Consider the following 13,012-nt stretch of genomic DNA (forward strand, 5'->3'; position numbering starts at 1 on the left):
TCTTCTCCTTCTTACTGAGCGTGATGGCAGGCGGCGGCGTGGCCGTTGCCGAACTGGCGGAATGCCGGGTCTTCAGACCGGCAGAGATCGGTGGCGAGCGGACAGCGCGTATGGAAACGGCAGCCGGAGGGCGGATCGTGCGGGCTCGGCAGGTCGCCCGTTATCGGCGCCGCCTGCTTGCGCCGCGACGGATCGGGCACGGCGGCGAGCAGTGCCTGCGTATAGGGGTGTTTGGCGCCCTTCCAGAGTTCGCTCGTCGACGCGCTTTCGACGATGCGGCCGAGATACATGACGAGCACACGATCGGCGAAATAACGCACGACCGAGAGGTCATGCGAAATGAACAGATAAGAGAGCGACAGCTCCGTCTTCATCTCGACCAGGAGATTGAGGATCTGCGCCTGGATCGACAGGTCGAGCGCCGAAACGGGCTCGTCGCAGATCACCAGTTCCGGCTGCAGGATCAGCGCTCGCGCGATGCCTATACGCTGACGCTGGCCGCCGGAAAATTCGTGCGGGTATCGATCGAGCGAATCCGCCGGCAAGCCGACATGCGCGACCATCTGCGCGGCGATCGCTTCGCGCTGCTTGCGCTCGCCGATGCCGTGGACCGCCAAAGGCGCCGTCAGGATGGTGCGGATCGTCTGCCTCGGGTTGAGCGAGGCGAAGGGATCCTGGAAGATCATCTGGATGCTGCGCCGGACCGACTGCAGCTCGCGCCCCGCCATGGCGGTGACGTCCCTGCCCTTGAAGGTAACGTTTCCAGACGACGGATCGACGAGCCGCACCAACGACTTGCCGAGCGTGGACTTGCCGCAGCCGGATTCTCCGACCAGCGCCACCGTCTCGCCTTCGCCGATCTCGAGCGAGACGCCATCGACGGCGCGCACGGTGCCGCCGGCACCGGCGTAATGGGTCGAGAGCCGGTCAACCGACAGAAGCGACATGGGCCTTCTCCGCAATGGCTGGAACATAGGGGCACGCCACCTGCCGGCCGGTCGGCAACGAGATCAGTTGCGGCACCAAGGAAGCGCATGAGGGTCGCGCGACCGGACAGCGCGGGCGGAACGAACAGCCCTTTTCGCCCGCCGCCGAAACGATCGAGCCCGGGATCTCGGAGAGGGGCCCGTCGCGATAGTGATAATCGGCCTTCAGGCGCGGCGATGCCGAGAGCAAGCCGTTGGTATAGGGGTGATACGGCGTCTCGAACACCTCGCCCGGAAGCCCCTCCTCGATCTTGCGCCCGGCATACATGACGACAACGCGATCGGCCCATTGCGCGACGATGCCGAGATCGTGGGTGATCAGGATGACCGCCATGTTCAGCTGCACGCGAAGATTATCGAGCAATTGCAGCACCTGCGCCTGAATGGTCACGTCGAGCGCCGTCGTCGCTTCGTCGGCGATGAGCAGCTTCGGATTGCAGGCGACCGCGATCGCGATCATCACGCGCTGGCGCATGCCGCCGGATAGCTGGTGCGGATATTCGTCGATGCGGCGGCGCGCCTCGGGGATGCTGACAAGATCGAGCAACTCGATGGCGCGCTCACGCGCCTGGCGCCGACTCAGGTCCTCATGGATGCGCAGCACCTCGATGATCTGGTCGCCGATCGTCAGCACCGGATTGAGCGAGGTCATCGGCTCCTGGAAAATCATGGCGATGTCACGGCCGCGGATGCGGCGCAGGTCCCGTTCCGGGAGGCCCACAAGGTCGCGCCCGTCGAAACGGATCTGACCGCCAGCCTTTGCATGTCGCGGCAGCAGGCCCATCAGGCCAAGCGCCGTCAACGACTTGCCGGAGCCGGATTCCCCGACGATAGCGAGCATCTCACCGGGATTGGCGGAGAAACTCACATCCTTCACCGGTTCGGCGGACGCGAAGCGTACCGAGAGGTTGGAAACCTCGAGAAGCCTGGCCATCAGCGATCCTCCGAGAAGCGCGGGTTCAGCGCGTCGTTCAGACCATCGCCGATCAGGTTCAGCGATAGCACGGAGAAGACGATCGCCAGCCCGGGCAACGCCGTCAGGTACCAGGCAGTGCGGATAACATCGCGGCCAGCGCCGATCATCGAGCCCCAGGAGACGCGGTTGGGATCGCCAAGGCCCATGAAGGAGAGCGCCGATTCCATCAGGATCGCGCTTGCCACCATCACCGACGACGTCACGATCAGCGGCGGCAGCGCATTGGGCAGGATCTCGCGGAAGATGATGCGGCTGTGGCCAAAGCCGAGGCTGCGAGCGGCCTGGACATAATCCTTCTCACGGATCGCCCGGAATTCAGCACGCGTGAGCCGCGCCACCGTCGGCCAGGAGACGATCGCGATCGCGATGGTCACGGTTGCCGTCGTCGGCTGCGCGATGGCGACGAGAACGACGAGCAGCACGAAGCTCGGAATGGTCTGGAATATCTCGATGAATTTGACGAGGATATCGTCGACCAGTCCGCCGAAATAGCCGGCAACGGCGCCGATCACTATCCCCGCCGTCAGCCCGAGCGCGGTTGCCGCCAGCCCGACGGTCAGCGAAATGCGTGCGCCATGCACGATGCCGGCCAGCACGTCGCGCCCCATCGAATCTGTGCCCAGCGGATAGGCCGGGTTCCGCCCGGGCCAGAGAAAGGGCCGCGCCACCATCTCCAGCGGATCGCCCGGGAAGATAAGCGGCGCAAACAGCGCCGAGAGGGCAACCAGAAGCAGGATCGCAGTGCCGAACAGCGCGTTGTAGTTCGCAAGAAAAATCTTGAGCTCCCGACTCACGCCGCGCCAGGCAATACCTGAAACCGAGGCGCGGACATCGGGCGCATGGATATGCGTCCAGCGCGGCTGCTTCGGCGCTTCCGCTACTTGCGGGGCAGTCTCCGCCTTTGCCTGCGGCGCGAAGTCGATCGCCCGACCGGCCAATGTTCCGAGTTTCTGACTGTTCATCGGCTTGCTCCAATTCGAGGATCGATCCACGCCTGCAGGAGGTCGACAGCCGCGTTGGCGACAATCACGAGGAAGGACGAAAGCAAAAGGATGCCAAGCAGCACGCTGAAATCGCGCGCCATGACGGCTTCGAAGGCAAGGCGCCCGAGGCCCGGCCAGCTATAGACTGTCTCGACCACGACAGCGCCGCCGAGCATCCCGCCGAAGTGCATGCCGGCCATGGTGGTGATCGGAATGAGGGCGTTGCGAAGCACGTGCCGTGTGGTCAGCACGAATGGCGAGACCCCCTTGGCGCGCGCGGTGCGCACGAAATCCTGCGACTTCACCTCCAGCATCGAGGCGCGCGTCAGCCGAGCATAGATCGCGAGATAGAAGAGCGCGAGCGAGGTTGCGGGCAGCACCATGTAGCGGGCTCTGTCGAGCAGCGCCGGGAAACCCGTGAGCCGCGAGCCGATCGTGCTGTCGCCACCACTCGGCAGCCAGCCGAGCTTGACCGAGAAGAGCAGGATCAGCATCAGGCCGATCCAGAAGCCCGGGATCGAATAGAACAGCAGCGAAATCACCGAGATGATGCGATCCGGCAGACGCCCTGAGAAGGTAGCCATCAGCGAACCGAGAAGCAATCCGACCGCAATTGCGATCGTCAACGCCGCGAGCATGAGCAGAAGCGTGCCCGGCAGGCGCTGGCCGATCAGATCGGCGACCGACATGCCGTAGCGCGGCGAAAAGCCGAGGCTGAAATGCGCGAGATTGTTCAGGTAGTTGGCGAGCTGCACCAGGATCGGATTGTCCAGCCCGAAGCGTTCGCGCAGCGCCGCCATCGTCTCGACCGTGGCCGAACCGGATTCGGCCGCCATCACATCGGCCGCATCGCCGGGCGCCAGCTTCAGCAGGAAGAAATTGAGGATGACGATCCCAAGCATCGTAGGCACAGCCTGAATGATCGTCCTGCTGATCGTTCGACCGATCCGCCTGTAAGCCGACATGTGCTCCTACCTCGCGATCTGAAAAGATTTCACCTCGTCGTGCCGCTTAGTAGTTGACTAAATCTGTGGGTTTTGTCAAATCCATATTGGTAGATAATTCCAACGTAAGCGGACTTTCACGCACTTTTAGCAATCTAATACCGCATATCGACACATTTTAGGTTTTTATCCCACTCCAATGCACTGATGGGGCAAAAAATCTCTAAAGCAGGATCGATCCGCGGAATGGCACTGAAGCGGGCCGGCACGGCCCCTGGATCATGAGGGTTGAACACGATGTCACTATTTCCCGCACCCACACGCCGCAGCTTTCTGCTCGCCTCGGTCGCGCTCGGCGTCACCGCGACGGGTCGGCTACCAGCCTTCGCGGCCACCGCGACGCGCGGCGGTTCGGCAACGCTTCTGCTGGCTGCCGAGCCGCCCGTCCTGACGACGATCGCGCATACGGCCTATAACGCGGTCTATGTCTCGCCGAAGACCACGGAAGGCCTTCTCACCTACGACTTCGAGCTCAATCCGAAGCCGTTGCTGGCCAAGGAATGGACCATCAGTCCCGATGGGCTGACCTATACCTTCAAGCTGCGTGACGGCGTGAAATGGCACGACGGCCAGCCCTTCACCTCCGCCGACGTCGCCTTCTCGATCAAGACGCTGAAGGAAGTGCACCCGCGCGGCCGCAACACCTTCCTCAATCTCGTCGACATCGAAACGCCCGACGCGCAGACCGCCGTCCTGAAGCTCTCCAAGCCGGCACCCTATCTGATCACCGCGCTCGCAGCCGCCGAAACGCCCATCGTGCCGCGCCACATCTACGAAGGCACCAAGGTCGCTGAAAACCCGGCCAACCTGGCGCCGATCGGAACCGGCCCCTTCAAGTTCAAGGAATGGGTGCGCGGCAGCCATATCGTCTACGAGCGCAATGCCGAATACTGGGACCAGCCCCGCCCCTATCTCGACCAGTTGATCATCCGCTTCATTCCGGATGCCGCCGCCCGCTCGATCGCGATCGAGACCGGCGAAATCGATCTGGCGCCATCAACGCCGGTTCCGCTCAGCGATCTGGAGCGCCTTCAGGCCGTCGAGACGCTTGCCTTCGAGACCAAGGGCTATCAATACCAGAACGGCGTCAGCCGCATCGAGTTCAACCTTGAGCGCCCGCTATTCAAGGATGTGCGCGTACGTCGTGCCTTCGCGCATGTCATCGACCGCAACGTCATCCTCAACACCATCAACTACGGCTACGGTGCCGCCATTCCCGGCCCGATCAATCCCAATCTCGCCAAGTGGTACGTGCCTGACCTCAAGACCTATCCGATCGATCTCGCCGCAGCCGAGAAGCTGCTCGACGAAGCCGGCTATCCGCGCGGCGCCGACGGCATCCGCGCCCGCATCAACCTCGACTACGTGCCGAGCGGCGAGACCTATCCACGCGGCTCTGAATATATCCGCCAGGCGCTCGCCAAGGTCGGTATCGACGCCACCGTCCGCAGCCAGGATTTCGCGACCTACACCAAGCGCATCTACACCGACCGCGATTTCGACTTCGCCTTCGAGGGCATGAGCAACCTCTTCGATCCGACGGTCGGCGTGCAGCGCCTCTACTGGAGCAAGAACTTCAAGCCGGGCGTCCCTTTCTCGAACGGCGCCGCCTACAGCAACCCCAAGGTCGATGAACTGCTCGAAGCGGCCGCCATCGAGGTCGATCCGGCCAAGCGCGTCGAGCAGTGGCGCCAGATCCAGCAGATCCTCGTCGAGGACGTTCCGGCGATCGACATCGTCAGCCAGCCGGAACTCACGATCTACAACAAGCGGATTTCCGACCACACCATCGGCGGCGAAGGCATCGCGGGCAGCCTTGCCTTTGCCTATGTCGCAGCGTCCTGAGCCGGATCAACGGGAGAACAACCATGTCCATTCAACATCTTCCCGGCTCGATCGTCGGCCTGCCAAAATTCGCCGCCCCGACCGACTTCCCGGATAGTCCCCTGTCGCAGGCGCTGAAGCAGCCCGTGCTGCTCGGCCTCTTCCTGCCGATACAGGCAGGCGGCTGGACGCAATCGACGCTCGAGCGCTCGACCGACTGGCGCTTCGACTACAACAAGGCACTGACGCTGAAGGCCGAGGAACTCGGCTTCGATCTCGTCTTCGCTCTGTCGCAGTGGCTGCCGAAGGGCGGCTATGGCGGCATCTTCGACGGCCAAGCGCTCGACAGCTTCGTCTCGACGGCAGCACTTGCGGGTCTCACCAAGAAGATCATGCTGATCTCGACCATGCATGTGCTTTACGGCCCATGGCACCCTCTGCATCTGGCAAAGTTCGGCGCGACGCTCGATCACATCACCGGCGGACGCTGGGGCATCAATGTGGTCACCGGCCACCGCGCGGTCGAACACGAAATGTTCGGCTGGCCGCGCATCGAGCACGACAAGCGCTATGAACTGGCGGCCGAATTCCTCGAGGTCGTGCAGCGCTTGTGGAGCGACGATGAGAACTTCTCCTTCGAAGGCGAGAGCAGCTGGAAGCTCGGCGGCGGCTTCGTCACGCCGAAACCCAATTTCGGCCGCCCGATCCTCGTCAACGCCACCGGTTCGGATGCCGGCATCGCCTTTGCCGGCCGCTACTCGGATATCGTCTTCATCACCAGCCCGACAGGCGCCGACATCGACAGCGCACTGCAATCGCTGCCGGCGCACACGAAACGCGTCAAGGACGCGGCGATCGGCGTCGGGCGCACGGTGCGCACACTGCTGAACCCGATGGTGATCTGCCGGCCGACGGAGAAGGAGGCCTGGGAACTCGCCGACCGTATCGTCGCCCATGCCGACCAGCGTTCGCCGCAGGGCTTCCAGTCGCTGAACTCGGACGCGCAGGCATGGAAGGGCCGCGATCCCCAGGATCCATACCGCTCCATCGGCGGCAACATCCGCGTCATCGGTTCACCGGAGCAGGTGGTCGATCAGTTCGTCAAGCTGAAGGAGGCCGGCGTCGATGGCCTGCAGCTCAGCTTCTTCGACTTCTGCGACGATCTCGAATTCTTCGGCGCCGAGGTCCTGCCGCTGATGAAGCAAGCCGGCCTGCGCCACTAGGAGAACCGCCATGACACGTAATGCGATTTCCGAAATCTGGTACACGCGCTGCCCGGTGCCGACACCCGTCGGCCTTGCCGCGCAACTCGGTTATCTCGAGGAGAACTTCCGCAAGGACGGCGTGACGCTGAAGTCGATCATCGATTCTCCCGACCGCAACATCCGCCAGAGCCACTTCAACCACACGCTCGACTGGTCGTTTCGCCATGGCGGCAATGTCCCGCCGATCCGCGCCCGCTCCGAGGGCCGCAAGACGCGGCTGATCGGGATTACCTGGACCGACGAGTTCCAGGCGATTATCACCCTGCGGGAAACCGGCATCAAGACCATGAAGGACCTGAAGGGGCGCCGCTTCGGCATTGCCCGTCGCCCGGAAGGCATCGTCGACTTCATGCGCGCCACCGCCTTGAAGGGGCTGCTTTCGGCACTCTCGCTGGAAGGTCTGGCGCTCGACGATGTCGAGATCATCGACATCGCGCTCTCGGACTCGGTGCTGTCGACGCAGGAAGGCCCATCGCTCTTCGGGCTGAAGCGCCGGCAGGCCTATGGCGAGGAAGTCGCGGCCCTCATCCGCGGTGATGTGGATGCCATCTACGTGAAGGGCACGGCCGGCATCAATGTCGCCAACCTGATCGGCGCTGTGCAGGTGGCCGAGTTCGGCTTTCACCCCGATCCGAAGATTCGTATCAACTCCGGCTCGCCGCGCGTCCTGACGGTGGACGAACTGCTGGCGGACGAGCGGCCGGATCTCGTCACTCGCCTGCTGGACTCGATCTTCAAGGCGAGCGCCTGGGCCGAAGCGCATCCCGATGAAACACGGCGCTTCGTCGCGCGTGAGGCGGGTGCCACGGAAGAGCAGGTTCTCGCTGCCAACGGCCCCGATATCCACAAGCACCTGGGTCTTGGCCTCCAGCCCGATCTGGTGGATGCGATCGGCCACTACAAGGACTTCCTGCGCGATTTCGGCTTCCTCGCCGCAGATTTCGACATCGCCGACTGGGTCGACCGGCGCCACATCGACGCCTTCGACCGGCGCGCAGTGGCCTGATCGGGAGAGCACATCATGCTTCAGGAAAAGATCGATCCGGTCGACAAGGCACGGCGCCTCGCTGTCGATTTTGCCGAACGCGCCGCTCACCATGACGCAACGGGAGAGTTCCCCTTCGAGAACTTCACGCGTCTCTTCGAGGCCGGCCTGCTTGGGCTGGTGAACGCGCCCGAGCATGGCGGCCACGGCGGCGGCCTTGCCGAGGCGCAAGCGGTGATCAGCGAGATCGCGCGCGGCGAACCCTCGACCGCGCTCGTGCTCGCCATGCATTACAACAGCCATTACAGCCTGCGCCGCTTCGCCAAGTGGCCGGCGCACCTCGCAGACCGCGTGCTCTCGGCCAACAGGCATGGCCCCGCCCTGATAAACGCCGCCCAAGCCGAGCCGCGCATCGGCTCCCCGGCCCACGGCGCGCTGCCCGAGACCATCGCCCGCCGCGACGGCGGCACTTGGCGCATCACCGGCCACAAGAGCTACGTCACCGGTATTCCCGTTCTCAAATGGGTAGCGCTACTGGCACTGACGGACGAGCCGGAACCGCGCCTGGCTTCCTTCCTCGTCCCGACAGACAGCCCCGGCCTGCGCATCGAGAAGGCTTGGAACGCCGCCGGCATGCACGCGACCGCCAGCGACGACATAATTCTCGACGACGTCGTCATTCCGCTCGAAGACATCATCGAAGCCCAGCCGGCCTCGGAGCCGCTGCGCCGCGAGGAACATGCGACCGCCTTCTTCTTTTCGCTGATTGCGGCGGTTTACCACGGTGTTGCGCTTTCCGCGCGCGACCGGGTGCTCGCCTTCGCTGCCCACCACACACCGGCAAGCCTCGGCGCGCCGCTCTCGACCGTTCCCCGCATTCAGGACGGCCTGGGCGAGATCGAGGTGCGGCTGGCGACCAATGCCCGATTGCTGCGCTCGCTCGGCGAGGACGTCGATGCCGGGAAGGTCGTCGGACTTGATGGCATGCATGTCCGTCATGTCGTTATCGACAACGCGGTCGCCATCACGAGCCTCGCCCTCGAGCTTGCCGGAAATCCTGGCCTCAACCGCGACTTCCAGCTGGAGCGCCATCATCGCGACGCCATCACGGCGCGCTCCCATGCGCCGCAAAGCCACATGATCCGGACCATCGCCGCCCGCAACGCGATCGAGCGTCTCGCATCGCGATAGCGGAATGGCGATCTCGGATTTCACTGTTTGATTTCACAAGCGCAGGCCAACATGAGCAAAGACAGCGAATTCCTTTGGTACATCCCAAATGACACAAGGCCGGGCCATCGTGGCGACACCGTTGTCGAAAATCACAACGGCCTCGCCGCGCTGACGGAACAGGCCCGCGCGCTCGAGGAGCATGGCTGGAAAGGCGCGCTCATCGGTACCGGCTGGGGCAGACCAGACACCTTCACCGTCGCCGCAGCCCTTGCGGCGAGCACGACGACGTTCGAGCCTCTGATCGCGATCCGCCCCGGCTACTGGCGGCCCGCGAATTTCGCCTCCGCCGCTGCGACACTCGATCATCTCACCGGCGGCAGGGTTCGCGTCAACATCGTCTCCGGCCTCGACAATCTCGCCGCCTATGGCGACAGTGAGGGAGACCAGTCGCAGCGCTACGCCCGCACCGGGGAGTTCATGCGGCTGGTCCGCAGGCTCTGGACTGAGGAAAACGTGAGCTATGACGGCGAGCACTTCGGCGTCTCGGAATCAACCGTCGTGCCCCGCATCAGGGCAAACGGCGATCGCCGCCATCCGAAACTCTATTTCGGTGGCGCCTCCGAGGCGGCCGAAAGGGTGGCTGCCACCGAGGCGGATGTCCAGCTCTTCTGGGGCGAGCCGCTCGATGGCATCCGCGAACGCATCGCGCGCCTGAGGGCGCTGAGCCGCGAACTCGACCGGGATCTGCCACCGCTCGAATTCGGGCTCCGGATCACCGCGCTGGTGCGCGACACGACCGAGCAGGCTTGGGCCGACGCGGAAGCGAAGGTGGCGGAGATGGCAAAGGGCAACGGCGCCAGCTGGAGCGACCACCGTCGAGCGGTCGCCGTCGGCCAGCAGCGACTGTTCGACCTGCACCAGGCCGGCGACGTTCTCGACGACAACCTCTACACCGCTCCCGGCAAATATGGCGGCGGCGGCGCCGGCACGACCTGGCTGGTCGGTTCGGCCGAAGACGTCGCGCGGTCGCTGCGCAAGTATCAGGACTTGGGCATCACCCATTTCGTGCTCTCGGACACGCCTTACCTCAACGAGATCAAGCGTCAGGGGAATGACTTGCTGCCTTTGCTGCGCCGTTGAGGTGTGAGTGGCCGGATGTTGAGCAACACCCTAGTTGGACCTTTCCTTTCGCCACCTAGCCCGCCGCATAAATCCTGGAAAACGATACGGCCAGATTTCAACCGCAAACGATGGCTCGCTCTGCCGTTCCCAGACGCGCCTCATCCCGACAGGCGGAGCAACGGTGAAAACACGGGGATATCTTGTCAAAAACCGTCATCGGCTTCCCGCGAACGATCCCGTCAGGTGCGATGTAGCCATGCCGCGTCACAACGCTGAGGAGGCATGGCCCCGCAGTGATCACCGCTCTCGAAAGTCAAACGACCTCCAATCCTTCTCGGGCGCTTTGGAAGATACCGTTCAGGCTTACGGCAACCCAGAAGACCTTCCCAGTTTCAGCGCCAAGCCCCGCGTGAGCGATTACCGACAGAAAGCGGTCGGTGCTCGTTGCATTCGTGTCAATGGTTACATCGATGTTTGGAACGACGACATTGCCGTATTCATTAGTGCATACGTATGCATCGATCGTCTTTCTGCTAAAGCCATGACCTATGAGTTTAAAAGGCTTGTAGTCATCCAAAGACACCTCCACTTGCGGCTCGCTTAAGCTATCGATCTCAACTTCCGCCTTGTTGCCAGACATGTTAGCCTCCAAGATCCGTCACTATCTGTAGATTAATCGTTATCCCCTGATCTGCGAGGTATGAACCCGCCCGATCTAGACATTACGCCGCCAGAGCGTGACAGGGCGCCGCCCGATCTAGACATTCCTGCTCGAAGGTCAGTCGAAACCTCACCTGCAAGCAGGATTTGTTCAAAGGTTCCTGTTTCGGCATCGAGCCTCATCGAGAGGTCGCCCTTGTCATAGATCCAAACCCTCATGTCCTTGGCAAGAGATCCGATTTGGGCGCCAAGTCCCGTTCGGGCGCTCGAACCGGGGGACCGAGATAACCTCTCATATCCCAGATCGCTGGGAGGAGGATCATCGGGATCCGAACCTGCGCCGTGGACGACGAAGATTGCCGGTCGGCTAAGTTCGATAAAAGCACCCTCGAAAGAGAACGCATAGATTCGCGCGAGTTTGGCGCCGTCCGCAGCAAGCTGGTTTCTCAGAAAATTGTTCACTCCTGCGCGAGGGATTCCTAGAGGGTCGTAAACACTGCCTCTGAAAATCACATCGCTAAGCGTCCGCCCGAACAAGTACACTGATGATACGCCGAGCAAGGTTTCATTGTCTGCCACGTTTCCCTCCATCGACCTGATTATTGACCGCTAATTAATCTCGACAGTAGAAGCTTCTCGCGATAGTCCATCTTCGGACATTCGAGATAGTCTATCGGCAGGAGTGTACGCGCAGAGAAGACGTGGCTACGACGCTCGCCGCCTTTGAGGTGCATGCCGGCATGTACCTCACCGATTTCCCGACGCCCGAAATTCCTGCTGATGATCCTTGTGAATCGGCCACCACTTTCGGCCTTATCAATCGCGAGCATCGCGCTCACGACGTCGCCATAGTCCAGAAAGTCCGCGGCAAGAGTCCACAAGGTTTCCGCCATATAGCTCCCGACGATGTCTCTCGCATCGAGCAGCGCCTCGACAAACCCATCCGAATTTCGCGCAAACGCGCGGTCGAAAGCATTTTGGACCCGCGCCTCGGCGGTTGGATCGAACTCGGCAATATCCGCGAGATCTTCAACGGCGCGCGAAATCAAACCGCGCTCCACCAGGCTTTCATGGAAGATGTCGACAAGGATATCGAACATTGCACCGGTCAGCGGCTGCGAGAGCTCGTGCTCATCCTTCCACCCATGAGCGAACTCGGCCATTGTCCGCTTGTTGTTTGCAGACCGTATTTGACGATGCGGCGAAAATTCTGAAAAGCGCGAGAGACTGTTTGCCCGGTAGAGGTTGCCGCGCGTCTCCTCGAGAACATTGTCGATTACAGACGGAAAATGCATGGCCGCGATCAGCGACACGCAGTCGGAGAAGGCCTCCTGAAAGCCGAGGTATTCGGGGTATTCGGTTCCCGGGCGCGGCACGCCAAGTACGCTGAAAATGATCGCGTGCCCGACCTCGTGGGCGATAACATCGAAATCCAGGGTGAAGGGGAGGATGCGTCCATCCTTCTCGAACTGACTGCCGACCTCAAGAAAGCCGTAACCGTACTGAGCATTGTTCCATTGCGGCAGGATAGAAATTTCCATGCGATCGAAGTGATCGCGAAAATGCCAGACAAGCGACTGCCCGAGATAACGCTCCCACACATCCAGCGTGAACCGGACGCAACCGAAGACATGCGCTGCTTCGAAGCCAGGCATACTAGGCTGAAGGTAGTCGAAGTTGCCGTACTCGTCAGGAACCGCCGGCTCTGAGATCTTTCCCGTCCAGGGAGGCAGATAAATGTACGGCGTCCCCAGCGGCCCACGGTTCACACCGTAAGGACGGGTCTTGCCGACCGGCTCCACAACAAACATGAGTCTGTCAGCTGGTCCCGCTGCTAAACTCCCCAACGGAGATGACACCTCAATAGTCTCGGGACTGGTCCGAGCATGCTCAAAAGGAGGCTGTACAAAAAGTCTGAATCGGGTGCCCATCCACCCCTCCAAAAGACCCTGTATTTGCCAAAGCCGGCCATCGCCGTCCGATGAATTTTAGCACGTCGTAAAGTAGTATTGAAAACAGTTGGCTAAATGTAAA

12 protein-coding genes are annotated in these 13,012 nt (G+C 62.1%); 5 read left to right on the plus strand and 7 right to left on the minus strand.

All coding sequences use genetic code 11. The features are described 5' to 3' along the window. Positions 1-11 precede the first annotated feature (11 nt). Genes QTL94_RS17415 through QTL94_RS17430 form a run of 4 tightly spaced genes read right to left on the minus strand, consistent with a single transcriptional unit; the run spans position 12 to position 3,910 of the window. Positions 12-947, minus strand: a complete 936-nt coding sequence (locus QTL94_RS17415; protein WP_289802662.1) for an ABC transporter ATP-binding protein — start codon at positions 945-947, stop codon at positions 12-14. After that, positions 928-1,920 carry an ABC transporter ATP-binding protein gene (locus tag QTL94_RS17420; RefSeq protein WP_289802663.1) on the minus strand — a complete coding sequence of 331 codons (993 nt, stop codon included), beginning with the start codon at positions 1,918-1,920 and terminating at the stop codon, positions 928-930. The genes QTL94_RS17415 and QTL94_RS17420 overlap by 20 nt, the downstream gene beginning before the upstream one ends. Continuing rightward, complete coding sequence (locus QTL94_RS17425; protein ID WP_289802664.1) at positions 1,920-2,924, minus strand: ABC transporter permease; 1,005 nt, start codon at positions 2,922-2,924, stop codon at positions 1,920-1,922. Before QTL94_RS17425 ends, QTL94_RS17420 begins: the two co-directional genes overlap by 1 nt. Further along, positions 2,921-3,910 (minus strand): ABC transporter permease, encoded by a 990-nt coding sequence (locus QTL94_RS17430; protein WP_289802665.1) that lies wholly within the window; start codon positions 3,908-3,910, stop codon positions 2,921-2,923. Before QTL94_RS17430 ends, QTL94_RS17425 begins: the two co-directional genes overlap by 4 nt. 276 nt (positions 3,911-4,186) lie before the next feature. Here QTL94_RS17430 and QTL94_RS17435 point away from each other — a divergent pair, with 276 nt between their 5' ends. The 5 genes from QTL94_RS17435 to QTL94_RS17455 are packed head-to-tail and all read left to right on the plus strand — an operon-like array spanning position 4,187 to position 10,336. Further along, complete coding sequence (locus QTL94_RS17435) at positions 4,187-5,794, plus strand: ABC transporter substrate-binding protein (protein ID WP_289802666.1); 1,608 nt, start codon at positions 4,187-4,189, stop codon at positions 5,792-5,794. 23 nt (positions 5,795-5,817) lie between these two features. Beyond that, positions 5,818-6,996 carry an LLM class flavin-dependent oxidoreductase gene (locus QTL94_RS17440; RefSeq protein ID WP_289802667.1) on the plus strand — a complete coding sequence of 393 codons (1,179 nt, stop codon included), beginning with the start codon at positions 5,818-5,820 and terminating at the stop codon, positions 6,994-6,996. Between the two features lie 10 nt (positions 6,997-7,006). Then, positions 7,007-8,044, plus strand: coding sequence for an ABC transporter substrate-binding protein (locus QTL94_RS17445; protein WP_289802668.1), 1,038 nt, complete (start codon positions 7,007-7,009; stop codon positions 8,042-8,044). A gap of 15 nt (positions 8,045-8,059) precedes the next feature. Then, a complete protein-coding gene (locus tag QTL94_RS17450) occupies positions 8,060-9,214 on the plus strand; it encodes an acyl-CoA dehydrogenase family protein (RefSeq protein WP_289802669.1) in 1,155 nt (384 codons plus the stop codon). Positions 9,215-9,265: 51 nt separating this feature from the next. Next, a complete protein-coding gene (locus tag QTL94_RS17455) occupies positions 9,266-10,336 on the plus strand; it encodes an LLM class flavin-dependent oxidoreductase (protein WP_289802670.1) in 1,071 nt (356 codons plus the stop codon). A gap of 295 nt (positions 10,337-10,631) precedes the next feature. Here QTL94_RS17455 and QTL94_RS17460 read toward each other — a convergent pair whose 3' ends face one another. The 3 genes from QTL94_RS17460 to QTL94_RS17470 are packed head-to-tail and all read right to left on the minus strand — an operon-like array spanning position 10,632 to position 12,909. Continuing rightward, positions 10,632-10,958, minus strand: a complete 327-nt coding sequence (locus tag QTL94_RS17460) for a hypothetical protein (RefSeq protein WP_289802671.1) — start codon at positions 10,956-10,958, stop codon at positions 10,632-10,634. A 32-nt stretch (positions 10,959-10,990) separates the two neighbouring features. After that, positions 10,991-11,557, minus strand: coding sequence for a hypothetical protein (locus QTL94_RS17465; protein ID WP_289802672.1), 567 nt, complete (start codon positions 11,555-11,557; stop codon positions 10,991-10,993). 20 nt (positions 11,558-11,577) lie between these two features. Further along, a complete protein-coding gene (locus tag QTL94_RS17470) occupies positions 11,578-12,909 on the minus strand; it encodes a gluzincin family metallopeptidase (RefSeq protein ID WP_289802673.1) in 1,332 nt (443 codons plus the stop codon). Positions 12,910-13,012: the final 103 nt, after the last annotated feature.

This window comes from Rhizobium sp. S96 (assembly GCF_030382195.1).
Taxonomy (GTDB): Bacteria; Pseudomonadota; Alphaproteobacteria; order Rhizobiales; family Rhizobiaceae; genus Rhizobium.